The organism is Streptomyces griseoluteus, from assembly GCF_004784465.1.
Classification (GTDB): domain Bacteria; phylum Actinomycetota; class Actinomycetes; order Streptomycetales; family Streptomycetaceae; genus Streptomyces; species Streptomyces griseoluteus.
Genome location: NZ_SRRU01000011.1, coordinates 108,386 through 132,269, shown reverse-complemented (window position 1 = coordinate 132,269; position 23,884 = coordinate 108,386). Strand labels below are relative to the sequence as shown.

Here is a 23,884-nt window from a genome sequence, read left to right as displayed (position 1 = left end):
CACCGGGCGTTCAGGCCCGGTCCACCGGGGCCGCGCCCGCCTGTGCCGCGATCATCATCGGGGATCGGGGGGCCCGCCCACAAACCGCGCCCCGGCGGGCGGCGCGCAATACGGGGCATCGGGGACGCCCGGCGGGGCCCGGCGTAGGGTCTGCGGGCATGACGTGGTTGATCACCGGCGGAGCCGGATACATCGGGGCCCATGTGGCGCGGGCCATGCACGGCGCCGGGGAGGACGTGGTCGTCCTGGACGACCTGTCGGCGGCGGTGCCCGAGCGGCTGCCGGGGGACATCCCGCTGGTCGAGGGCTCGACGCTGGACGGGGACCTGCTGAAGCGGGTGTTCGCCGAGCACGGGGTGACCGGTGTGGTGCATCTCGCGGCACGCAAGCAGGTCGGGGAGTCGGTGGCGGAGCCCGTCCGCTACTACCGGGAGAACATCGGCGGCCTGGCGACCCTGCTGGACGCGATGGCGGACGCGGGCGTCCGGCGGCTGGTCTTCTCCTCCTCGGCGGCCGTGTACGGCAACCCGGACGTGGACCTGATCACCGAGGACACCCCCTGTGCCCCGGTGAACCCCTACGGCGAGACCAAGCTGGCCGGTGAGTGGCTGGTCCGCGCGGCCGGACAGGCGCATGGCATCTCCACGGTGTGCCTGCGCTACTTCAACGTGGCGGGCGCGGCCGCGCCGGAGCTGGCCGACACCGGGGTGTTCAACATCGTGCCGATGGTCTTCGACCGGCTGACGCGTGACGAGGCGCCACGGATCTTCGGCGCCGACTATCCGACGCCGGACGGCACCTGTGTCCGCGACTACATCCACGTCGCCGATCTCGCCGAGGCCCACCTCGCGGCGGCCCGGCGCCTGTCCGAGGACGCGCCGGCCGGTGATCTGACGCTGAACGTCGGCCGGGGCGAGGGGGTGTCGGTGCGCGAGCTGATCACGCTGATCGGCGAGGTCACCGGGGACCGGCGGGAGCCGGTGGTCGAGGACCGGCGGCCGGGGGACGCGCCGCGCGCGGTGGCCTCCGCCGAGCGGGCGGCGGCCGAACTGGGCTGGCGCGCCCGGCTCGGGGTGCCGGAGATGGTCGCCTCGGCGTGGACGGGCTGGCAGCACCACCGCGGCCTCTGAGGGCTGCCGTACGGCTCTGACCTGCGGATCGTTTCCGCAGGTCAGAGCATATGACAACGGTGTTCAGTGCCGCGTTGCCCGCGGGCCGCCGACCGTAGTTGACTGTGAGCCGGTGCGTTCGTTTGCGAGCCGGCGCGCGGCGCTGAAGGGCGGTTCTCTCATGGGGGCAGGGCACGACCACGGGCATGCGCACAGCCATGTGCCGTCCACCGGTACGGCCGCGGCCGCGTACCGGGGCAGGCTGCGCGCGGCGCTGGGCATCACGCTCGCCATCATGGTGGTCGAGATCGTCGGCGGTCTGGTCGCGGACTCCCTGGCGCTGATCGCGGACGCCGCCCACATGGCGACCGACGCGGTGGGCCTGGTCATGGCGCTGCTGGCGATCCACTTCGCGGCCCGGCCGCCGAGCACCCACCGCACCTTCGGCTTCGCCCGCGCCGAGATCCTGGCCGCGCTCGCCAACTGTGTGCTGCTGCTCGGGGTGGGCGGCTATGTGCTGGTCGAGGCGGTGCAGCGGTTCCTGCGGCCGGCCGAGACGCACGGCGGGCTGATGGTGGTGTTCGGCGCGATCGGCCTGGTGGCGAACTCCGTCTCGCTCCTGCTGCTGATGCGTGGGCAGAAGGAGAGCCTCAATGTGCGCGGTGCCTTCCTGGAGGTCGCCGCGGACGCGCTGGGCTCGGTCGCGGTGATCGTCTCGGCCGCCGTGATCCTGGCCACCGGCTGGCAGGCCGCCGACCCGGTCGCCTCGCTGCTCATCGGGCTGATGATCGTGCCGAGGACGCTGCGGCTGCTGCGCGAGACGCTGGACGTGCTGCTGGAGGCGGCGCCCAAGGATGTCGACATGACCGAGGTACGGGCACACATCCTGGCGCTGGACGGTGTGGAGGACGTACATGATCTGCATGCCTGGACGATCACCTCGGGCATGCCTGTGCTCTCCGCACATGTGGTGGTGAGCACGGATGTGCTGAACGCCATCGGCCACGAGAAGATACTGCACGAGCTGCAGGGCTGTCTGGGCGACCACTTCGACGTGGAGCACTGCACCTTCCAGCTGGAGCCGGGCGGGCACGCGGAGCACGAGGCGCACCTCTGTCACTGAGGTACTCGTCCGGGTTCAGGACATGCGGACGTGCCGCGAAGTGCCGGGAGTGCCGGTTTCGTACGGCAGACTTGGGGGTGCGAAGACCGACGCGAAGGATGGGTATGCCGATCACACCAGCCACCGAGGCCCACAGCTCGTCGAACGGCACCGCGGAGCCGATCTTGCTGGAACTCGTGGACGAGAACGGCGTGACGACCGGCACCGCGGAGAAGCTGACCGCCCACCAGCCGCCGGGGCAGCTCCACCGGGCGTTCTCGGTGTTCCTCTTCGACGAGCGGGGCCGCCTGCTGCTCCAGCAGCGGGCGCTCGGCAAGTACCACTCCCCCGGTGTCTGGTCGAACACCTGCTGCGGTCACCCCTACCCCGGTGAGGCGCCGTTCGCGGCGGCGGCCCGGCGTACCCACGAGGAGCTGGGGGTCTCGCCCTCGCTGCTGGCCCAGGCGGGCACCGTGCGCTACAACCACCCGGACCCGGCGTCGGGCCTGGTGGAGCAGGAGTACAACCACCTCTTCGTCGGGCTGGTGCAGCAGGCGCCGGCGCCGGACCCGGAGGAGGTGGGCGGGATCGCCTTCGTGACGGCGGCCGAGCTGGCGGAGCGGCACGCGCGGGAGCCGTTCTCCGCGTGGTTCATGACGGTGCTGGACGCGGCGCGTCCGGCGATCAAGGAGCTGACGGGGTCGGCCGCGGGCTGGTAGGCCCGCGGGACCCTCATCCGGACAGCGCGGGTTTGAGCGGCAGGGCGGCCCAGATCACCTTGCCGCCGCTCGCCGTGTGCTCCACGTCGACCGCGCCGCCCGCCTCGCGCGCGACCTCGCGCACCAGCAGCAGCCCCCTGCCGCCGGTCTGGCCATGGTCGGCCTCCAGCGCGGTCGGACGGTAGGGGTGGTTGTCCTCCACCGAGACCCGGACCCACTCGGCGCCGACGGCCACCTCCACCCCGAGCGTCGGCGAGAGCAGCGCGGCGTGCTTGACCGCGTTCGTGACCAGCTCGGAGACGATCAGCAGCAGCCCGTCCACCACTTCGTCCGCGACCGGTACGCCCTGGCGCAGCAGCAGATCCCGTACGGCGTGCCGCGCCTGCGGGACCGAGGCTTCCACGGCGGGGGCGGTGAACCGCCACACTCCTTCGTACGGCAGGGGTTCGGGCGGGCGCTCGGCGCCCTCCGCGGGGCGCGGCACACCCCCGCGCCCGTGGTTGTCCATCGTCCGGTCGCCACCCTCGCGCTCGATTGTCACCACACGTCGAGTGTTGGTAACGGCGGGGTGCGCTCCGGAGGACTGAACACAAGTCAGCGGGTATCGAACGGTTCCGACCACATCCGTACGGGGCGGTCGTGCGGATGACCGTATCTGTCACCCCGGCGTCCGGTTCGAGAACTATTCAGGTTGTACGGGTTCGTCAGATCTGTACTCGGGTGGTGCGAGGGGTGGTGCGAGCCAACTCACGCGCCCATGACCGGTGTCCGCGGATAGCATCCGCCGCATGGAGCCCGAGCTGTCGCACGCCGTCGCCGACCGCGTCGCCACCGTCGTCATCCGCCACCCGGCCAAGCGCAACGCCATGACGGCGGCGATGTGGCGGGCGCTGCCCCCGCTGCTGGCGGAGCTGGCCGCCGATCCCGGGGTGCGCGCGCTGGTGCTCACCGGGGAGGGCGGGACCTTCTGCGCGGGCGCGGACATCTCCACGCTGCGGGGTTCGCCCGCCGAGGCGCAGGGCCTCGCGGTGGCCGCCGAGGAGGCGCTGGCCGCGTTCCCCAAGCCGACGCTCGCCGCGGTCAAGGGCCACTGCGTGGGCGGCGGAGCCCAGCTCGCGGCCGCCTGCGACCTCCGGCTGGCGGAGGAGGGCGCGCTGTTCGGCGTGACCCCGGCGCGGCTCGGCATCGTCTACCCCGCCTCCTCCACCCGGCGCCTCGTCTCCCTGGTCGGCCCGGCCACCGCCAAGCACCTGCTGTTCTCGGCCGAACTGATCGGCACCGACCGCGCGCTGCGCACCGGCCTGGTGGACGAGGTGCTCCCCGAGGGCGAGCTGGACAAGCGCGTCGCCGCACTCACCGCCACCCTGGCCACCCGCTCCCTGCTCACCCAGGCCGCCGCCAAGGAGTACGCCGACGGCCGCACCGACCGCGACCTCCACTGGACCGCCCAGTCCCTCGCCTCCACCGACACCGAGGAGGGCGTGACCGCCTTCCTGGAACGCCGCGACCCCCGCTTCACCTGGAGCGTGCCCACGACCGGGTGATCCGGTGGGGGCGTGCTGAGCCGCTCGTGGGGTACCCGGTGCGCACCGGGCAACCCGCCGGGTGGATTGGAGTTTCTCTCATGTTCCGTGCCATCGCCGATGTCCTGCGTCAGATAGGCGGGGCCATCGCCACTGTCGTCACCCTGCCCTTCCGGGCGGTCGCCCGGCTGTTCGGCGGGGCCTCCAGCGGCCGGGCCTGACGGAGGGCGCCCGGTGCGCCCTGTCGTCCGCATCCCCGTGCCACCTGCCACAATTGCCGCGCAACGTTCAGCGTCTGAAGGCGGTACGGGATCGTGACGACACCCCTCACAGGGTCCATCGAAAGCAGGATCGCCGGGGAACTCGGCGTACGGGAGCGGCAGGTGAAGGCCGCGGTGGAGCTGCTGGACGGCGGTTCGACGGTGCCCTTCATCGCCCGCTACCGCAAGGAGGCGACCGAACTCCTCGACGACGCGCAGCTTCGCACCATCGAGGAGCGGCTGCGCTATCTGCGTGAGCTGGAGGAGCGCCGGAGCGCGATCCTGGAGTCGGTGCGCGAGCAGGGCAAGCTCACCGACGAGCTTCAGGAACGCATCCGGGGCGCCGAGACCAAGGCGCGCCTGGAGGACATCTACCTCCCGTACAAGCCGAAACGGCGCACCAAGGCGCAGATCGCGCGGGAGGCCGGTCTGGAGCCGCTGGCCGAGGGGCTGTTGAGCGACCCGTCGGTGGAACCGGCGGCCGCCGCGGCCGCGTTCGTGGACGCGGACAAGGGTGTCGCGGACGCGCAGGCCGCGCTGGAGGGCGCGCGGGCAATCCTGACGGAGCGGTTCTCCGAGGACGCCGACCTGATCGGTGAGCTGCGCGAGCGGATGTGGACGCGCGGCCGGCTGGCCGCCAGGGTGCGGGACGGCAAGGAGGAGGCGGGCGCCAAGTTCGCCGACTACTTCGACTTCACCGAGCCGTTCACCGCGCTCCCCTCGCACCGGATTCTGGCGATGCTGCGCGGCGAGAAGGAGGAGGTCCTCGACCTCGTCCTGGAGCCGGAGGAGCCGACGGAGGGCCGGTCTTCGTACGAGGGCATCATCGCGAACCGGTTCGGCATCGCGGACCGGGGCCGTCCCGGCGACAAGTGGCTCGCCGACACGGTCCGCTGGGCCTGGCGCACCCGTGTGCTGGTGCACCTCGGCATCGACCTCAGGCTGCGGCTGCGTACGGCCGCCGAGGACGAGGCGGTCGACGTGTTCGCCGCCAACCTGCGCGACCTGCTGCTGGCCGCCCCGGCCGGCACCCGCGCCACGCTGGGCCTGGACCCCGGTTTCCGTACCGGGGTCAAGGTGGCCGTGGTCGACGCGACCGGCAAGGCCGTCGCCACCGATGTGATCTACCCGCACGTGCCCGCCAACAAGTGGGACGAGGCGATCGCCAAGCTGGCCCGGCTGGCCAAGGAGCACAAGGTCGACCTGGTCGCCATCGGCAACGGCACCGCCTCCCGTGAGACGGACAGGCTGGCGACCGAACTCATCGCCAGGCACCCGGAGCTGAACCTCACCAAGGTGATGGTCTCCGAGGCGGGCGCCTCGGTGTACTCGGCGTCGGAGTACGCCTCCCGTGAACTGCCCGGCATGGACGTGTCGTTGCGCGGCGCGGTCTCCATCGCCAGGCGTCTGCAGGACCCGCTGGCCGAGCTGGTGAAGATCGACCCCAAGTCGATCGGCGTCGGCCAGTACCAGCACGACCTCTCCGAGGTGAAGCTGTCCCGTTCGCTGGACGCGGTGGTCGAGGACTGTGTGAACGGCGTCGGTGTGGACGTCAACACCGCGTCCGTGCCGCTGCTCTCCCGGGTGTCCGGCATCTCCGCCACGCTGGCCGAGAACATCGTGACGCACCGCGACGAGCACGGCCCGTTCACCTCGCGCGCGGAGCTGAAGAAGGTGTCCCGGCTGGGCCCGAAGGCGTACGAGCAGTGCGCGGGCTTCCTGCGCATCCGGGGCGGCAGCGACCCGCTGGACTCCTCCAGCGTGCACCCGGAGGCGTACCCCGTGGTGCGGCGGATGGTGAAGACCACCGGGCAGGATGTGGCCTCGCTGGTCGGCAACACCGGGGTGCTGCGCTCGCTGCGGGCCGCCGACTTCGTGGACGACACCTTCGGCCTGCCGACCGTGTCCGACATCCTGAAGGAGCTGGAGAAGCCGGGGCGCGACCCGCGTCCGGCGTTCAGGACGGCCACCTTCAAGGAGGGCGTGGAGAAGATCTCCGACCTGTCCGCCGGGATGGTGCTGGAGGGCGTGGTGACGAACGTGGCCGCCTTCGGCGCGTTCGTGGACATCGGCGTCCACCAGGACGGCCTGGTGCACGTGTCCGCGATGTCCAAGACGTTCGTCAAGGACCCGCGGGACGTCGCCAAGCCGGGTGACATCGTCAAGGTGAAGGTCCTGGACGTGGACATCCCGCGCAAACGGATCGCGCTGACGCTGCGGCTGGACGACGAGGCGGCTCCGCAGGAGCGGGGTCCCCGCCAGCAGCGGGGCGGCGGCGCTCGCCCGCCCCAGCAGCGGCAGGGGCAGGACTCTCAGGGCCGGCGTCAGGGCGGCGGCCAGGGCGGTCAGGGCCGTGGGAGTGGTGGCGGCAAGGACCGGGGCGGCCGTCCCGCCCCCGCGCCGGCCAACAGCGCCATGGCGGACGCCCTGCGCCGCGCCGGTCTGGTCGACCCGAACAAGGGCCGCCGCTGACCCCTGCCCCGCCTCCGGCCCGGCCTCGATGCCAGGCCGGGGGCGGGGTTCAGCGTTCGGTCACCTTGCCGTCCGCGACCTCCAGGCGGCGGGTCACCTTGATCGCGTCCAGCATGCGCCGGTCGTGGGTGACCAGCAGGAGCGTGCCCTCGTAGGCGTCGAGCGCCGACTCCAGCTGCTCGATGGCGGGCAGGTCGAGGTGGTTGGTCGGTTCGTCCAGCACCAGCAGGTTGACGCCCCGGCCCTGGAGCAGCGCGAGGGCGGCGCGGGTGCGCTCGCCGGGCGAGAGGGACGCGGCCGTACGCAGTACGTGGTCCGACTTCAGGCCGAACTTGGCCAGCAGGGTGCGTACTTCGACCGGCTCGGTGTCCGGGACGGCCGCCTGGAAGGCGTCGAGCAGCAACTCGGAGCCGTGGAACAGCCGGCGGGCCTGGTCGACCTCGCCGACCAGCACCCCGGAGCCCAGCGTGGCGTCGCCGGAGTCCAGCGGGACCCTGCCGAGCAGCGCGCCGAGCAGCGTGGACTTGCCCGCGCCGTTGGCTCCGGTGACCGCGATCCGGTCGGCCCAGTCGATCTGGAGCGAGACCGGGCCGAAGGTGAAGTCACCGCGCCGGACCTCGGCGTCCCGGAGGGTCGCCACCACGGCGCCGGAGCGCGGGGCGGCGGCGATCTCCATGCGCAGCTCCCACTCCTTGCGGGGCTCCTCCACCACGTCCAGGCGCTCGATCATCCGCTGGGTCTGCCGGGCCTTGGCGGCCTGCTTCTCGCTGGCCTCGCTGCGGAACTTGCGGCCGATCTTGTCGTTGTCGCTGCCCGCCTTGCGCCGGGCGTTCTTCACGCCCTTGTCCATCCAGGAGCGCTGCGTCTGCGCCCGGTCCTGGAGGGCGGCGCGTTTGTCCGCGTACTCCTCGTAGTCCTCGCGGGCGTGCCTGCGGGCCACGTCCCGCTCCTCCAGATAGGCCGCGTAGCCGCCGCCGTAGAGGTTGATCTGCCGCTGGGCCAGGTCGAGTTCGAGGACCTTGGTGACGGTGCGGGTGAGGAACTCGCGGTCGTGGCTGACGACGACGGTGCCGGCGCGCAGGCCGGTGACGAAGCGTTCCAGCCGCTCCAGGCCGTCGAGGTCGAGGTCGTTGGTGGGCTCGTCCAGCAGGAAGACGTCGTAGCGGGAGAGCAGCAGCGACGCGAGTCCGGCGCGGGCCGCCTGGCCGCCGGACAGCGAGGTCATGGGCCGGTCGAGGCCGACGGCGAGGCCGAGGGTGCCGGTCACGTCCTCGGCGCGTTCGTCCAGGTCGGCGCCGCCGAGGCCCAGCCAGCGGTCCAGCGCGGTGGCGTACGCGTCGTCGGCGCCGGGCGCGCCGTCGACCAGGGCCTGGGTGGCCTCGTCCATGGTGCGCTGGGCCTCGGCGACGCCGGTGCGGCGGGCCAGGAACTCGCCGACCGTCTCGCCCGGCCTGCGCTCCGGCTCCTGCGGGAGGTGGCCGACGGTCGCGGTCGGCGGGGAGAGCCGCAGCTCGCCCTCCTCGGGCGCGGTGAGCCCGGCGAGGATCTTGAGCAGCGTGGACTTGCCCGCGCCGTTGGCGCCGACCAGCCCGATCACGTCTCCGGGCGCGACGACGAGGTCGAGCCCGGAGAAGAGGGAGCGGTCGCCGTGGCCGGCGGCGAGGTTCTTGGCGACGAGGGTGGCAGTCATCAGGACGCCGATTTTAGTCGCGGGCCGACGCCCCCCTGACCGCTGCCACCAGTACCCCGCCGGAGGTGCGGGCCACCAGGTACGCCTCGCCCCTGACCGTCCTCGGGTCGAGCGGCAGCCGGTGGTGGCCGGGGCCGAGCACGGCGTCCAGCACGGTCCGGACATGGGTGCGGCGGAGCCGGTCGACGCGGTACGCCGTGAGCTGGACGCGGCCCGGCGCGGTCACGTCGATCTCGACGGCGTACGGGGTCGCGGTCAGCGCGGTGAGGCGGCGGCGGTCGTCCGGGGCGCGGTCGAGGGCCTGCTGGAGCTGGGCGACGAGGACCGGGACGACCGGCGCGGGCGCCTCGACGAGGGCGGTGCCGGTGCGGGCGAACGTCTCACGCAGGGCCGCCCGTTGGGTCGCTGAGACGGTCAACGCCGCCCCGTACTGCCTGAGTTCCCTGGCGGGGACGTCGGTGGCGTCCGGGGTGATGTCGGCGCCGATGCCGATGCCGCGCAGGGCTGCCGCGAGCTTGGCGAGGAGGCCGGCGCGGGGGCCGATGAGCAGCACCCGGCGCGAGGGGGCAGCAGTGGTGCCGTCCAGCAGGGCGGTGAGAGCGGCCCGGTAGGCGGGGCCGTGGAAGTGGAAGGGGCCGGTGCCGTGGTAGCCGTCGCGGTCGAGGTCGACGTGTTCGCCGGTCTGCCAGGCGAAGTCCCGCCACCGGTAGTCGTCGCCGTCCCGCTCGATGACGACGGTGACGGCGCCGCAGCCCAGGTCGGCACACTCCGGGCAGCCGTAGAGCACGAACCGGCCGCCGGGCAGCGGGGGTTCGTCCTCCTGCAGCAGGGCGCGCACCTGGGTGTCGAGGACGGCGGGCGGGAGGTCGGAGGCGAGCGGCGACACGGCGTCGAGGTCGGCGAGCCGGAACAGCAGCGGGCTGCCGTCGACGACGAAGTCCACGAAGTCGCGGTGGACCTGGTAGCCGCCGTCGGCGAGCACGGCGCCGACACGGGTCGCCGGTTCCAGTCCGAAGGTGGCGTAGACGGGTGACATGAGATGAGTATTCCCACGTCCGGCCCGTACAGCGGTCCGCACAGGCGCTCGCTTCCCCGCCCCGGCCTGCCCACCGGCCCTGTCCGGCGGCGGGCGTACGCGTGGTCGAGGGCGTACGGGCCGTACGGCGGCTTACCGCTCCGACTCCCCCCACTCCCCGACGACCACCTCGTCCCCCACGGACACCTTGCCGGGGCGCAGCACCGCGTACTTGGCCCCGAAGACGACCCCGCCCCGCGCCGCGCGGCGGTAGCCGGCGAGGGTGCGCAGCGGCTCGGGGCCCGAGCGGGCGGCGGTCTCCTGGTCGACCGTGGTGACGGCGCAGCGGACGGCGAGCTTGGTGTAGCCGAGTTCGGCCGCGCCGAGGGTGAGGTGGTGGGCGCGGTCCTCGGTGTGCGGCTCGGGCCAGCCGTCGACGACGATGTTGGGGCGGAAGCGGTTCATCGGCAGCGGGCCGGCGCCGCGTTCCCCGAGCTTCTCGTTCAGCAGGTCGAGCGTGGCGCGGGAGAGGAGGTGCACGGCGGAGCTGTCGGCGTACCCGGAGGTGCCCGGCGTCCTGCCGTCGGTGACCCGGTCGTGGTCGGGCGGTACGCGGACCAGCCGGCTGGGCGCGCCGAGCACCGACGACAGCCAGCCGGCCACGGTGTCGCCCTGGTCGATCCCCCGGTACGGGGCGCCGAACAGCTCGACGGGCCGGGCGGGACCGGACGCGTCGACGGTGACGACCAGCGGCTCGAAGTCGTCCGACCGGAGGGTGAGTTGCGTCCCGTCGAGCGTGACGTCCGGCCGGATCAGCGTCAGCCGGGGGTCGCTCCGCTGGGTACGGAACACGCCCTCCTCGCTGACGACCATGAAGCTGCGGTCGTGCGCGAGCCCGGCGGGCGTCAGCCGCGCCTGGTCGACGGGGACGCCGGCGCAGCCCTTGACGGGGTAGTACGTCAGCGCGGTGACGACAGGCATGAGCACTCCGACCGTGGATCTGGGCGAGGGTGCAATCGTCGCACCCTCGCCCGGTGCGGTGTCTACCTGTCCGCGTCCGCGGTGCAGCCGTCGCCGTGGCCCGTCAGGCAGCGCGGGGTGCCGACGACGGTGAGGGTGCGCCCGGCGAGCGGTGCGATGGTGGCGCGGTCCAGGGCGGCCGGGCCGCCGCTCAGCGGGATGCGGGCGGTCGTACGGGCGAGGTCGAGGGTGAGGGTGGGGCGGGTGGCGGGCGGTTCGATGAGGTCCTTGTCCGTGCCCGCGACGACCAGGGCCAGCCGGTGTCCCCTGGGCACGACGTGGTCGGTGGCGGCGAGGTCGAGGGTCATCGTGTAGGCGTGGCCGGGGGTGAGCGGGGTGCCCTTGGCGGGCGAGGCGTGGTGGCCGAGGTCGGCCCAGCCCCGGCTGACGACGGTGGCGCCCACGTCGGCCGTCCTGGCCGCGGTGGCCTTGAAGCAGGCGCTGTCCCCGGCCGTGCTCGCGCCGAAGCAGGTGCGCTCGGTGAGGGTGGTGATGCCCTCGCCGCCGTCGGCGTAGTCGCGGATGGTGTCCGGGCCGAGGTCGACCAGGACGGCGGACAGGTGGGCCGAGGCGGTGCTCGGGGTGGCGGTCACGGTCACCCGTGAGGAGCCGGAGATCCGCAGCGGGGCGGTGAGGGCCGGGGTGATGAAGGCGGCCTTGTCGGGCGTCGATCGGGTGAGGTCGGCCGCCCAGTCGGTCTCGCTGCGGCTCGGGTCGTCGGTGAAGGTCTCGGTGCCGGTGGCGCGGCCCGGGCCCAGGGTGCCGACGCCGGGCGTGGTGCCGCGGGCCGGGTACAGGGTGGTGGTCCGGGTGTCGCGCGGGGGCCAGACGGCGGAGGTGGTCCACTGGTCGGGGTGGCGCTCGATGTCGGCCATGGGCTCGCGGTCGATGCCGTTGTCGTAGCCGAGGAGTTCGTGGTCGAACCAGCGGTGCAGGGTGTCGACCCAGGCGCCGCGCCGGTAGTCGAAGGGGTCGACGTGGCCGGTCTGGGACAGCCAGATCTTGCGCTCGACGCCGTGCTTCGCCAGCGCGTCCCACCACTGGCCGACGTGCTTGGTGCGGACGTTGAGGTCCTGCATGCCGTGCACCAGGAACACGCTGGCGCGGACCTTCCGCGCGTCCTTCACGTAGTCCCGCTCCGTCCACAGCCGGGTCCAGTCGCCCGAGTCGGGGCTGCCGTCGGCGAGTTTCCTCTGTACGGCTGCGCAGTGGGCCTGTCCGCTCTCCACGTACCCCGCGAGTTCGTCGGGGCCGCCGTCGTAGAGCTGGGCGCCCTGGGCGAAGTAGTAGTCGTACCAGGAGGAGATGCCGCTGATCGGCACGATGGTCTTGAGGTTCTTCACGCCGGTGGCGGCGACGCCGTTGGCGATGGTGGCGTCCCAGCTCTTGCCGATCATGCCGGTGGCGCCGTTGGTCCAGCTCGCCTTCACCTGCGTGCCGCCGGTGCGGCTGGTGTAGGCGCGGGCCCGGCCGCCGAGCCAGTCCACGACGGCCTTGGCGGAGCCGATGTCGGAGCGGCCGCCGACGTCCACGCAGCCGTCGCTGCGGTTGGTGCCGGCGAGGTCGACGCCGACGAACGCGTAGCCGCGCGGCACGAAGTAGTTGTCGTAGAAGAGCGGCATCTGCACGACGTGGCCCTGCGCGTCGTACGTCTTGAGCTGGCTCTCGTTGCCGCGGCCGCAGCAGGAGTAGTAGGGGCTGGCGTCCATGACGACGGGCACCTTGCGGCCCTGCCGGGCGGGTTCGGCGGGGCGGACGATGTCGGCGGCGACGCGGTCGGTGCGGCCGTCGCCGTCCTCGTCCAGGCCGGTGTCCACCCAGACGGACTCGCGGACGGCGTCGGCGTACGAGTAGACGGGCCTGCTCTCGCGCGGTGCCGCCTGGACGGCGGCGGGGGCGAGGAGGACGGCCGTCAGGGCACCGACGGCCAGGACCGCGAGGGTTCTCCAGATCGAGCGAATCGGCATGGGCGGACGCTACCTCCGTCAACACCCGTACAGAAGAGGGCCTTTCGGCGGTCACCGGGACGCGTGACGGCTGAATGGCGATCGTGTGACAGCAGGGGCCGTGGACACGCCAGAAGCGGCCGGCACTGAATAGGCTCCGAACAGACTTCCTGTCCAGAAGACTTGGAGCTGACGTGCACCGCAGAATCCTCGCGCCGAGCGCCCTGGCGGCGGCCTCCCTCCTGCTGGCGATCCCGGCATCGGCCGCGTCGTCCGCCCCCGGCGCGCCGGGCATCGGCGACGCCTACTATCCGAAGTACGGCAATGGCGGCTACGACGTCTCGCACTACGACCTGAGGCTCCAGTACCAGCCGAAGACGGACGAGCTGCAGGGCACCGCGACCATCCTGGCCAGGACCACGCAGGACCTGTCCAGCTTCGACCTGGACTTCCTGCTGGACGTCAGCGAGGTGCGGGTCAACGGCATCAAGGCCACGTTCACCACGTCCGGCGAGCACGAGCTGGTGGTCACGCCGAAGACCCCGCTGGCCAAGGGCACGCAGGTCACCGTGGTCGTCCGGTACAGCGGGGTGCCCTCCACGAAGAGCGCCTACGGCTTCAACACCTGGCACCGCACCCCGGACGGCGCCGTCGCGGCGGACGAACCCGAGGCGGCCTGGTGGTGGTTCCCCAGTAATGACCACCCCAGCGACAAGGCCACCTACGACGTGTCGGTGGCGGTGCCGGACGGCACCCAGGCGATCTCCAACGGCACGCTGGCGTCGACCAGTTCGAAGCTGGGCTGGACCCGCTACAACTGGCGCCAGGACAAGCCGCAGGCGACCTATCTGGCCACTCTCGCGCTCGGCCGCTTCGACATCACCACGTCCACCTCCGAGGGCGGGGTGCCGGTGGTCAACGCGTACAGCAAGGACCTCGGCGCGAACGACGGGGCGGCGCGGGCGAGCGTGGAGCGCACCGGTGAGCTGGTGGACTGGCTGAGCGGCTACTTCGGGCCGTATCCGTTCTCCTCGGCGGGCGGTTACGTCCCCAACACCACCACCGGGTACGCGCTGGAGACGCAGACCCGCGTCTACTACAGCCCCAAGCAGTTCGCGGCCGGCTCCAACACCTCGGTGGTCGTGCACGAGCTGGCCCACCAGTGGTACGGCGACGACGTGTCGCTCAAGGGCTGGAAGGACATCTGGATCAACGAGGGCTTCGCCCGGTACGCGCAGTGGCTCTGGTCCGAGCACGAGGGCGAGGGCACCACGCGCGAGCTGGCGGACTACGTGTACGCCTCACACCCGGCCGAGGACCCGTTCTGGACCGTCAAGCCCGGTGACCCCGGCCCGGACGCGCAGTTCGACCTCGCGGTCTACGACAGGGGCGCGCTGGCGGTGCAGGCGCTGCGCGAGGAGATCGGGGACGACGCGTTCTTCGCCGTGCTGAAGGGCTGGCCGAAGGAGCACGCCTACGGCAACGCCTCGGTGGCCGACTTCCAGAAGTACGCCGAGCAGGTGTCCGGCAAGCCGCTGGCCGCGCTCTTCGACACCTGGCTGTTCCAGCCGTCGAAGCCGGACGCGCGGGGCTCGGACTCGTCGGCCCGGCCGCTGGCGGCGAAGGTCGCGGAGCCGAAGTCGTGGAAGAAGATCGAGGCCACGAACGACGTGCACGCGCACTGAGCCCCCTCTGCCCTAGGCCGTGACGGCTCCCTCCCCGAGGAGGCCGTCACGGCCTATCGCGTCGGTGCGGGTGGCCGGGACGGTGCAGGCGTACGCGCCCGCTGTCGCGCCGAAGCGGGCGCAGCGCCGGGGGTCGGCTCCGGCGAGGCGGCCGTAGAGGAAGGCGGCGGCGAAGGCGTCGCCCGCGCCGTTGGAGTCGACCACCGGGGCGGGCGGGGTCGCGGGCGGGACGTGGGTCAGCTCGCCGTAGGCCAGCAGATGGGCGCCCTCGGCACCCGCCGTGGCGACGACCACCTGGGCCCGGCCGCGCTCCGATATCCGGCGCATGGTGCGCTCGGGGTCGGTGAGGGCGGCGGCGGAGAGGAAGACCACGTCGGCGGCGAGGGCGTACGGCTCGTGGTACGGGTTCTCGCCGTCCCAGTCGTGCAGGTCGGTGGAGAGCGGCACGCCCGTCTCCCGGAGCAGCGGCAGGGCCTCGGCGCAGGGCTGGGTGATGGTCACGTGGACGTGCCGGGCGGCTGCCGCGAGGGGGCGCAGCACCTCGTCGGGGAAGCGGTCGCCGGGGCGGGCACGGCTGGTGTCGTACAGGGAGAGGCGGCGGCCGTCGGGGCCGACCAGGTTGACGGCGCGCTTGGTGCCGGCGGGCTGGGGCAGCGCGGTCAGGGCGATGCCGTGGTCCCGGTGCAGTGCCCGGACGAGGTCGCCCTCGGGGTCGTCGCCGATCAGGTCGAGGTGGTGGACGTCGAGGCCCAGGGCGGCAAGTCCCAGCGCGACGAAGTCGCCGGTCTGCCCGGCGCGGGTGTGCACCCCGGTGTCGATGGGATAGCTGTCGGCGAAGGGCAGCGGCAGCTCGGGTACGCGGACGATGGTGTCCACCCCGGCACCGCCCAGCACCAGCACGTCCGTCATGCGCCCTCCCCGTGGTCGTACACGGTGACCGGGATGCCCCGCCCCGCCAGCCGCCCGGCGACGAGCGGCTCCACGAGCGGCCACTCGCCACCCGCCAGCCCGCAGCCTATGCGGGGCATGTGCACCGAGGCACCGAGTTCGATCACTTGGCCGGCGAGCCGGCCGAGCGCGGTGTCGATCGCCTCGTACCGCACCGGGACGCCCTTGCCGCGCCCCTTGATGCCGTGCTGGCCGATCATGTTGGCCACCCACAGGAGCGGGCCGACCTCGACGAGCTGGACGGCGCCCAGCCCGAAGTCGTTCGCCGCCCGCCCCCGGTACCAGGCGCGGTAGGCCGCCTCCGGCTCCGGCCAGCGCTTGGACAGCGCGGAGACGAAGCCCCTCCCCCAGCCGCCGATGTCGTTGCAGACATGGGCGATCACGCGAGCGCCCTCCGCGCATGGCGCGGTGGCGTCACCCCGGACATAGCTGATCTCCGACATGACGCCACCGTAGGGGCTGCCACTGACAGTGGCCGTGATCTGCTACTTCGTGAGGTCGGTCAGCTCCCGCTCGGCATTCGCGGTGACGCGGCGGCGGACGCCGAACCAGCCGGCGACCAGCAGGACCGCGATCAGCGGGATCAGGTACAGGGTGCGGCGGCCCACCTCGGGGTCGTTCCACATCATGCCGAGACAGGCCAGCAGGAAGGCGATGGTGACGATCTCGGTGACCGGGCTGAACTTGAGCTGGAAGCGCGGCCGGGTGACCAGGCCCGCGCGGGCCCGGCGGACGAAGATCATGTGGCAGACCATGATGATCACCCAGGTGCTGATGATGCCGAGGGAGGCCACGTTCAGCACGATCTCGAACGCCTGGCTGGGCACGAGGTAGTTCAGGCCGACGCCGAGCACGCAGACCGCGCAGGTCAGCAGGATGCCGCCGTAGGGCACCTGGCTGCGGTTCATCCGGGCGGTGAACTTCGGCGCGGAGCCGGCCGTGGCCATCGAGCGCAGGATGCGGCCGGTGGAGTACAGGCCGGAGTTCAGCGAGGACATGGCGGCGGTGAGCACCACCAGGTTCATCACGTCGCCGGCCGCCGGGATGCCGACCTTGGACAGGACGGTCACGAACGGACTCTGGTCGGCGGAGTACACCGAGCCGGGCAGCAGGAGGGCGAGCAGCACGACGGAGCCGACGTAGAACACGCCGACGCGCCACATGATCGAGTTCACCGCGCGCGGGACGACCTTCTCGGGCTCGGCGGTCTCACCGGCGGCGACGCCGACCAGCTCGAGCGCGGCGTACGCGAAGATCACGCCCTGCATCACGAGGACGACGGGCATCATGCCGTGCGGGAAGATCCCGCCGTGGTCGGTGATGAGGCTGACGCCGGGCTGGTGGCCGCCCACGTCGTGCTGGGTGGCCAGCAGGAAGATGCCGATGAGCATGAAGCCCACCAGGGTGGCGACCTTGATGATCGCGAACCAGAACTCCATCTCGCCGAAGATCTTCACCGAGATCAGGTTCACGGCGAGCACCACGGCCAGCGCGACGAGTGCCAGCACCCACTGCGGTATGGACGTGAACATGCTCCAGTAGTGCGTGTAGAGCGCGATCGCGGTGATGTCGGCGATACCGGTGGTCGACCAGTTCAGGAAGTACATCCAGCCGGCGACATAGGCGCCCTTCTCGCCGAGGAACTCGCGCGCGTACGACACGAAGGACCCGGAGGAGGGGCGGTACAGGACCAGCTCGCCCAGCGCCCGGACCACGAAGAAGGCGAAGACTCCGCAGACCAGGTAGGCCAGGGCGAGCGCGGGGCCCGCGTTGTGCAGGCGGCCGCCCGCTCCGAGGAACAGGCCGGTGCCGATGGCGCCGCCGATGGCGATCATGTTGACGTGGCGGGCCTTGAGGTCCTTGCTGTAACCGGCGTCGCCCGCGTCCGCGGGCGTCTGGGCCGCTTGCGTGGTGGCAGCGGCCGGGGCCGAGTCGACGGCGTCCTTGCTCACGGGTCGTTCCACTCTCTGGTACTCCCGGACCACGAGGGGCCGGTTCCTTACAGGGCGGCCCGCCCACACGATCGTGTCGCGGTACAGACCAAGGCAGCAGCTTCCCAGAGAGATCACCCGATATGCGATGGTCCACGTCACAGAGCGGCACTTCTCACATGACCTTCGCGGGTTTCACACTCCTGCTGCGACAGCGATACTGCTGCGATGACGACCGAGGCCGAGGACCCCACCCTCACCATCGACGAGCTGGCCGCGCGGTCCGGCGTCACCGTGCGCACGGTGCGCTTCTACGGCACCCGCGGACTGCTCCCGCCGCCCGAGATAGGCCCCCGCCGGGTCGGCCGGTACGGCCGTGAGCATCTGGCCCGGCTCGCGCTGATCGAGGAGCTGCGGCTGCAGGGGATGACGCTGGCGGCGATCGAGCGGTACATCAGCCGGCTCCCGGCCGGCCTCACCGCCCAGGACCTCGCGGTGCACCGGGCGGTCGTCTCCTCCTGGGCCCCGGAAGCGGTGGAGACGGTCGGCCGCGCCGAGCTGGACCGCCGCGCGGGGCGCCGGCTGACGGAGGAGGACGTACGGCGCCTGACGGCGATGGACGTCCTGGCCCCCGCCGAGCCGGACGGTGCCTACCGCGTCGACTCCGGTCTGCTGCGCCTCGCCGTACAGCTCCTGGACCTCCCGTTCTCCCAGGAAGTCATCCTCGCCGCCCGCACCACCCTCCTCGATCACTCCCGCGCCGCCGCCCGCGAGCTCTCGACCCTCCTGCGCGACGCGGTCCCCGAACACACCCCGAGGGACGTCCGCACCCTCTCCGCCCACATGCAGCCCCTGGTCGTCCAGGCCCTCCTGACCACGTTCCAGCGGTCACTGCGGCAGGAGGTCAGGGAGTGGCTGGGGGACGCCGAGGAGCGCGGCCCCGAGGACCAGGTGTAACGTCATTCGGCCTGGTCACCATGGCGGTGCTGCCCGTCACGGGCGTTCAGACGTGCACGTTGGGGAACCACGACGTAGGCCGGGTCCTTGGTCGAGGCGACGCCCGCGTCGAAGGTGCCGAACCGCTGAAGGGCGCTGCCGGCCAACAGGGCGAGCCCGGCGGCGGCAGCGGCGGGGCGGCTGCGGCGGGCGACGGTGGCGGCGGCCAGAGCACCGGCGAGGGTGAGGTATTCGGATGCCCGGCGGAGCCGGTGGGCCCGGCCTCTGGTGTAGGCCGTGGTCTCCAGGGCCGGTCGGCGTTCGATCAGCCGGGCGGCGACGAGTTCCGCACCGGCCCCGAGGGCCGCGAGCCGTCGGGCAGGGCCCGCCTCGTGCACGGGGGCCAGCAGCATTCCGAGCCCCGCGCCGCTCGCCGCCGCGGACCCCGTGAACAGGAAGGGCAGCTCCCGACGTGCCTCGTGCCAGGCGGGCACAGCCGTCTGGGAGAGCAGCACCGCGGTGTAGGACGCCAGAGCGGGGGCGACCGCGGCCGAGGACAGTCCTGCCAGCCGGCCGACCCGAGCCGGCAGGCGGCCGGGCAGCATGGCACGCAGGGAGCCCGGCAGCAGCTCGGTCATGGCGGCCAGGCCGCTGCCGGGTCCGTAGGCGACAAGGATCCATGTGCCGACGGACATCGGTGAACTGGGCTTGGCCACCCGCAGCATGTGGTGGAAGCGTTCGGGACGACCGAGGTCTGCGATCAACAGGTAGCTGCTGGCCAGCAGGGCACCGAAGCCGCCCAGGCGCCCGGCGCGGCACAGGGCCGGACGGCCGGTCAGGTCGGCGCCGGCGGAAAGCAGGGCGGCACCGGCCGACACGCCGCCGGTGAACAGGTAGGCCGGCACCTTCCACTCCCACACCGGCGGTTTCAGTACCGGCCGCCCGTAATAGGAGCGGAACTCCGAGTCCGCTACGACGCCCTGGTCGTCGTGCCGGTCGCGGCCCGCGCCGAACGTGGGCGCATGCAGGTCGGCGGCGCCCGCGTCGCTGCGCGGCTCGCGCAGGGGCTCGTCGTCGGTCATCGGCGACCCTCCCTGATGAAGACGGCGGCGGTGGCCGCGAGCAGAGCGGAGGCTGCCACCGCGGCGTGCTTCCACATGGACGGCAGGTCACGCGTGGGCACGACGGGGTCCGGCGGCAGTCCGTAGACCTCCGGTTCGTCGAGCAGCAGGAAGAAGGCGCCGTCGCCGCCCACTCCGTCCTCGGGATCGCGCCCGTACAGCCGTGCCTCGCCCACGCCCGCCTCGTGCAGCTGCTCCAGTCGCCGGTCGGCCCGCTCCCGCAGTTCGTCCAGCGGCCCGAACTGGATGGAGTCGGTCGGGCAGGCCTTGGCGCAGGCGGGTTCGAGGCCGCCGCGCAGGCGGTCGTGGCACAGGGTGCACTTCCAGGCCCGGCCGTCGTCGGGCCGCCGGTCGATGACCCCGTAGGGACAGCCGGACACGCAGTAGCCGCAGCCGTTGCAGATGTCGGGCTGCACCACCACGGTGCCGAACTCGGTGCGGAAGAGCGCTCCGGTGGGGCAGACGTCGAGGCATCCGGCATGGGTGCAGTGCTTGCACACGTCGGAGGACATCAGCCAGCGGAAGTCGGTACGGGTCTCCGAGCCGGTACCGGCGCCGGGCAGCTCGAAGGAGGGGAAGCCCAGGTCGACGGGCTCGGTGCCCAGTTCACCTCCGCCCCGGGGCGCGTCCCGCAGGCCGTCCGCGACGACCTCGGCGGTGTGCTCGGCGGCCGAGGGCCCGGTGGGCAGGTCGGACAGGCCGGGGTCCTGTCGTCCCAGTGGGCGTTCCTGCTCGATGAAGGCGACGTGCCGCCAGGAACTCGCGCCGAGCATCCCGGTGTTGTCGAAGGACATGCCCAGCAGGTCGAGGCCGTCCTCCGGGACGTCGTTCCACTCCTTGCAGGCGACTTCGCACGCCTTGCAGCCGATGCACACGGAGGTGTCGGTGAAGAAGCCGACCCTGGGCGGGTGCTCTTGGTGGCCGGCGTCCGCAGCGGGGTCCTCGAGCGGGCCGTACAGGCTGTGCTCGTCCGTCATGGGGAATCCTCCCCCCGGTGGGGCTCGGTGTGGGTGGGCCTGTGGTCGTCGCCCGTCGTCGCGATGCGGGTGCCGGTTTGCGGTGTGATCCCGGCCCGGCGGCGGTAGTCCTGGACGTATTCGAGGAGGGCGGGTCCCCTGGGCCGTCGTCCGGGCCGGATGTCGCACGTCAGGACCTTGCTCTCCTGGATCAGCACGTTCGGCTCGGCCACCACTCCGATCAGGTCGTTGACGACGTCGCCGGTGGTGAGGCCGACGCTGCCCCAGTGGTAGGGCATCCAGATCTGGTGGACGGTCCGGTCCTCGACACGCAGCGGCGCCATCCGGTCGGTGACGAAGACGCGGGCCTCCACCGCGGTCCGGCTGGTGATCACGTGGGCCCAGTCCAGATGGCGCAGGCCGCGTTCGGCCGCCAGCTCCGGCGACACCTCCACGACCAGCTCGGGCTGCAGCTCCGACAGGTACGGCAGTTGGCGGCTCATGCCCCCGGCGGTGTGGTGCTCGGTGAGCCGCGACGCCGTGAACACGAAGGGGAACACCTCCCCGTGCGCCTCGGGGGGAGCCGGGTTGGAGGGGTTGTCGCGGCGCCCGTAGACCTTCCTCGTGGGATTGGCCTGCTGGCCGTAGAGGAGGTTGCGCACGGGCGACTCGTGCGGCTCGTAGTGGGTGGGCAGCGGGCCGTCCGCCAGGCCGGTGGGCGCGAACAGCCACGCCTTCCCGTCGGACATCATGATGAACGCGTCCTCGCCGCTGAGGGCCTGCGGCCCCGATGCGCCCTCGGGAGGCCGGTAGTGGGGCGGCTTGTCCTTCTCGAAGTCCGGGGTGTCGTGTCCGGTCCACTCCCCGCGGTCCTCGTCCCACCAGACGAGGGCCTTGCGCTCGCTCCAGGGCCTGCCCTGCGGATCGGCGGAGGCGCGGTTGTAGAGCACCCGCCGGTTCAGCGGCCAGGTCCAGCCCCACTCGGCGTCGTAGGGCCCCTGCTCGAAGCGGGATTTGCGGCGCCGGGACTGGTTAGTCTCGTCGGCGTACACGCCGCTGTAGATCCAGCAGCCGCAGGCCGTGCTGCCGTCGGCCCTGAGGTCGGGGTAGCCGCCGACGGTCCGGCCGGTCCGCAGGTCGATGCCGTTGATGTGGCGCAGCACGTCCGCCGCGGACGGTTCGTCGCCCTCGGTGCGGTAGTCCCAGGCAAGGTCGAGCACGGGCCGGTCGCGGTCGTCGGTCGAGCCGGCCAGTCTGTCCTTGACGCGCCTGCCGAGGTGGTGGAAGAACCACAGCTCCGACCGCTGGTCGCCGCTTGGTTCGACGGCCTTGTCCCGCCACTGCAACATCCGCTGGGTCTGGGTGAAGGTGCCGGCCTTCTCCACGTGCGAGGCGGCGGGGAAGAAGAACACCTCCGTGCGGCAGCGCTCGGTGACGATCTCCCCGGTTTCGACCTCGGGGGCGTCCTTCCAGAACGTGGCGCTCTCGATCATGGTCAGGTCGCGGACGACGAGCCAGTCGAGGTTGGCCATGCCGAGGCGCTGGAGGCGGCCGTGCGCTGACCCGACCGCGGGATTCTGACCGAGCAGGAAGTAGCCGAAGATCTTCCCGTCGACCATGTCCATGGCAGTGCGGTAGGTGCCGTGATCGCCGTTGATGCGGGGCAGGTAGTCGAAGCAGTAGTCGTTGTCCGCTGTCGCCGCCTCGCCCCAGTACTCCTTGAGCAGGGAGATCATGTAGGCGTCGGCGTTGCCCCAGAACCCCTTCTGGTCAGGGCGGCGAACTCCGTCCAGGTAGTCGGCCAGGTTCTCCTGGGTGATGTCCGGCATCGGCAGGTAGCCGGGCAGCAGGTTGAACAGGGTCGGGATGTCCGTGGAGCCCTGGATGCTGGCGTGCCCCCGCAGGGCGTAGATGCCTCCGCCGGGGCGGCCGATGTTGCCCAGCAACAGCTGGATGATCGAAGCGGTCCGGATGTACTGGGCGCCGACGGAGTGCTGGGTCCAGCCGACGCTGTAGACCAGCGCGGCGGTGCGTTCCCGGCCGGAGTTCTCCGTCCAGGCCCGGCACACGTCCAGGAACCGGTCCCGGGGCACCCCGCAGATCCGCTCGACCATCTCCGGGGTGTAGCGGGCGAAGTGCCGCTTGAGCACCTGGAAGACGCAGCGTGGGTGCTGCAGCGTGGGGTCGGCGGCGATGTCTCCGACGGCTCCCCCGATGACCGGGCCGCCGGAGCCGTGCTGGTCGGGCGCGGCCTGTTCCTTGTGACGCCTCCCCGGGCGCTCTTCGGCCTCGACGCCCTCGTACGTCCAGCTGGAGGAGTCGTAGGAGGCGGTGTGCGGGTCGTAGCCGCTGAACAGGCCGTCCAGGTCCTCGGTGTCCTGGTAACGCTCGCTCAGCAGGAAGGGGGCGTTGGTGTACGCCTGTACGTACTCCTCGAAATGGAGGTCGTTGGACAGGATGTGGTTGATGACGCCGCCGAGGAACGCGATGTCGGTGCCGGCCCGCAGCGTGACGTGCTGGTCGGCCAGCGCGCTGGTCCGGGTGAAGCGCGGATCGATGTGGATGACCCTGGCGCCGCGTGCCTTGGCCTCCATCACCCACTGGAAGCCGACCGGATGGGCCTCGGCCATGTTCGAGCCCATGATGATGATGCAGTCGGAGTTGACCAGGTCCTGCTGGTAGTCCGTGGCACCGCCACGTCCGAACGAGGCTCCCAGACCGGGAACCGTGGCGGAGTGTCAAATACGGGCCTGGTTCTCGATCTGCAACGCGCCCAGGGCCGTGAACAGCTTCTTGATGAGGTAGTTCTCTTCGTTGTCCAGCGTGGCCCCGCCCAGACCGGCGAAGCCCATGGTGCGGCGCAGCTTCCTCCCGTCCGCATCGCTGTCCTGCCAGCCCTTGCGGCGGGCGTCCAGCACCCGGTCGACCACCATCTCCATGGCGGTCTCCAGATCGAGGTCCTGCCACTCGGTGGCGTACGGCGCACGGTAGCGGACCTTCTGCTCCCGCTGCGGGCCGGTGACGAGCTGCTTGCTGGCGGATCCCTTCGGGCACAGCCGGCCGCGCGAGATCGGGCTGTCCGGGTTGCCCTCGATCTGGATGACCCGGTCGTCCTTGACGTAGACACGCTGCGCGCAGCCCACGGCGCAATAGGGACAGACGGAGTCCGCGACACGGTCCGCGCGGTCGGTGCGGGGTCCGAGAGCTGCCGAGCGCGGGGACTCGGCCGCCTTGCCCCGGCCAAGCCGGTCGGGGCCGGTGAGCTGCCGGTACACGGGCCACCGACCGATCCACCGTTCCAGACCCATACGCTCGCTCCTTCATGGGTGGCATACGCCTTGCTCGACGCTACTAGCGCGGGGACCAAGTGCAAGTCGACGTCGGGCGGCGAGGCACCGCCGCGACGACGGCGTCGGCCGGTGGCCGGATACGTCTCTCAGTAGCCGCTTCA

General features: G+C 72.0%; 19 protein-coding genes. 8 read left to right on the top strand and 11 right to left on the bottom strand.

Translation table 11 applies throughout. The annotated features are described in order from the left end of the window. Positions 1–158: 158 nt before the first annotated feature. From galE to idi, 3 genes are all read left to right on the top strand, one after another. Positions 159–1,130 carry a UDP-glucose 4-epimerase GalE gene (gene galE / locus E5082_RS27190; protein WP_135793901.1) on the top strand — a complete coding sequence of 324 codons (972 nt, stop codon included), beginning with the start codon at positions 159–161 and terminating at the stop codon, positions 1,128–1,130. Between the two features lie 160 nt (positions 1,131–1,290). Then, complete coding sequence (locus tag E5082_RS27185; protein WP_135793900.1) at positions 1,291–2,232, top strand: cation diffusion facilitator family transporter; 942 nt, start codon at positions 1,291–1,293, stop codon at positions 2,230–2,232. A 104-nt stretch (positions 2,233–2,336) separates the two neighbouring features. Further along, the gene (gene idi / locus E5082_RS27180) at positions 2,337–2,930 is read left to right on the top strand and encodes an isopentenyl-diphosphate Delta-isomerase (protein WP_135793899.1); all 594 of its coding nucleotides are present in this window, start codon (positions 2,337–2,339) and stop codon (positions 2,928–2,930) included. 13 nt (positions 2,931–2,943) lie between these two features. Here the strand turns inward: idi and E5082_RS27175 are convergent, their stop codons facing one another. After that, positions 2,944–3,438: an ATP-binding protein gene (locus E5082_RS27175; RefSeq protein ID WP_229918986.1), complete on the bottom strand. Its 495-nt coding sequence runs from the start codon at positions 3,436–3,438 to the stop codon at positions 2,944–2,946. Positions 3,439–3,718: 280 nt separating this feature from the next. On the opposite strand from E5082_RS27175, the gene E5082_RS27170 reads away from it, so the two are divergent. From E5082_RS27170 to E5082_RS27160, 3 genes are all read left to right on the top strand, one after another. Beyond that, complete coding sequence (locus tag E5082_RS27170; protein WP_135793897.1) at positions 3,719–4,474, top strand: enoyl-CoA hydratase/isomerase family protein; 756 nt, start codon at positions 3,719–3,721, stop codon at positions 4,472–4,474. Between the two features lie 80 nt (positions 4,475–4,554). Then, positions 4,555–4,674: an LPFR motif small protein gene (locus E5082_RS33505; RefSeq protein WP_268255644.1), complete on the top strand. Its 120-nt coding sequence runs from the start codon at positions 4,555–4,557 to the stop codon at positions 4,672–4,674. Between the two features lie 93 nt (positions 4,675–4,767). Further along, positions 4,768–7,185 carry a Tex family protein gene (locus tag E5082_RS27160; RefSeq protein ID WP_135793895.1) on the top strand — a complete coding sequence of 806 codons (2,418 nt, stop codon included), beginning with the start codon at positions 4,768–4,770 and terminating at the stop codon, positions 7,183–7,185. Positions 7,186–7,234: 49 nt separating this feature from the next. Here E5082_RS27160 and E5082_RS27155 read toward each other — a convergent pair whose 3' ends face one another. The 4 genes from E5082_RS27155 to E5082_RS27140 all read right to left on the bottom strand — a co-directional run bounded on the left by E5082_RS27155 (position 7,235) and on the right by E5082_RS27140 (position 12,877). Beyond that, complete coding sequence (locus E5082_RS27155; RefSeq protein WP_135793894.1) at positions 7,235–8,875, bottom strand: ABC-F family ATP-binding cassette domain-containing protein; 1,641 nt, start codon at positions 8,873–8,875, stop codon at positions 7,235–7,237. A 13-nt stretch (positions 8,876–8,888) separates the two neighbouring features. Further along, positions 8,889–9,911 carry an oxidoreductase gene (locus E5082_RS27150; protein WP_135793893.1) on the bottom strand — a complete coding sequence of 341 codons (1,023 nt, stop codon included), beginning with the start codon at positions 9,909–9,911 and terminating at the stop codon, positions 8,889–8,891. 132 nt (positions 9,912–10,043) lie between these two features. Continuing rightward, on the bottom strand, positions 10,044–10,871 hold the full coding sequence (locus E5082_RS27145; RefSeq protein ID WP_135793892.1) for an MOSC domain-containing protein: 828 nt from the start codon (positions 10,869–10,871) through the stop codon (positions 10,044–10,046). 62 nt (positions 10,872–10,933) lie between these two features. After that, positions 10,934–12,877 carry a Xaa-Pro dipeptidyl-peptidase gene (locus E5082_RS27140; RefSeq protein ID WP_135793891.1) on the bottom strand — a complete coding sequence of 648 codons (1,944 nt, stop codon included), beginning with the start codon at positions 12,875–12,877 and terminating at the stop codon, positions 10,934–10,936. Between the two features lie 173 nt (positions 12,878–13,050). Here E5082_RS27140 and E5082_RS27135 point away from each other — a divergent pair, with 173 nt between their 5' ends. Further along, complete coding sequence (locus E5082_RS27135; RefSeq protein WP_135793890.1) at positions 13,051–14,541, top strand: M1 family metallopeptidase; 1,491 nt, start codon at positions 13,051–13,053, stop codon at positions 14,539–14,541. A 12-nt stretch (positions 14,542–14,553) separates the two neighbouring features. Here E5082_RS27135 and E5082_RS27130 read toward each other — a convergent pair whose 3' ends face one another. From E5082_RS27130 to E5082_RS27120, 3 genes are read right to left on the bottom strand one after another with little or no spacing between them, the layout of a single operon-like run. Further along, a complete protein-coding gene (locus E5082_RS27130; RefSeq protein WP_135793889.1) occupies positions 14,554–15,450 on the bottom strand; it encodes a PfkB family carbohydrate kinase in 897 nt (298 codons plus the stop codon). Further along, complete coding sequence (locus E5082_RS27125; protein WP_135793888.1) at positions 15,447–15,932, bottom strand: macro domain-containing protein; 486 nt, start codon at positions 15,930–15,932, stop codon at positions 15,447–15,449. The genes E5082_RS27130 and E5082_RS27125 overlap by 4 nt, the downstream gene beginning before the upstream one ends. A 42-nt stretch (positions 15,933–15,974) precedes the next feature. Beyond that, entirely contained in the window at positions 15,975–17,441 is a 1,467-nt protein-coding gene (locus E5082_RS27120; RefSeq protein ID WP_135793887.1) for an amino acid permease, read from the bottom strand. A 207-nt stretch (positions 17,442–17,648) separates the two neighbouring features. Between E5082_RS27120 and E5082_RS27115 the strand changes: the two genes are divergently transcribed. After that, a complete protein-coding gene (locus E5082_RS27115) occupies positions 17,649–18,377 on the top strand; it encodes a MerR family transcriptional regulator (RefSeq protein ID WP_167514152.1) in 729 nt (242 codons plus the stop codon). Positions 18,378–18,379: 2 nt separating this feature from the next. Here the strand turns inward: E5082_RS27115 and nrfD are convergent, their stop codons facing one another. From nrfD to fdh, 3 genes are read right to left on the bottom strand one after another with little or no spacing between them, the layout of a single operon-like run. After that, the gene (nrfD, locus tag E5082_RS27110; protein WP_135793886.1) at positions 18,380–19,438 is read right to left on the bottom strand and encodes an NrfD/PsrC family molybdoenzyme membrane anchor subunit; all 1,059 of its coding nucleotides are present in this window, start codon (positions 19,436–19,438) and stop codon (positions 18,380–18,382) included. Next, positions 19,435–20,454 carry a 4Fe-4S dicluster domain-containing protein gene (locus E5082_RS27105; RefSeq protein ID WP_135793885.1) on the bottom strand — a complete coding sequence of 340 codons (1,020 nt, stop codon included), beginning with the start codon at positions 20,452–20,454 and terminating at the stop codon, positions 19,435–19,437. The genes nrfD and E5082_RS27105 overlap by 4 nt, the downstream gene beginning before the upstream one ends. Continuing rightward, positions 20,451–23,741, bottom strand: coding sequence for a formate dehydrogenase (gene fdh, locus E5082_RS27100; protein ID WP_229918982.1), 3,291 nt, complete (start codon positions 23,739–23,741; stop codon positions 20,451–20,453). The genes E5082_RS27105 and fdh overlap by 4 nt, the downstream gene beginning before the upstream one ends. Positions 23,742–23,884: the final 143 nt, after the last annotated feature.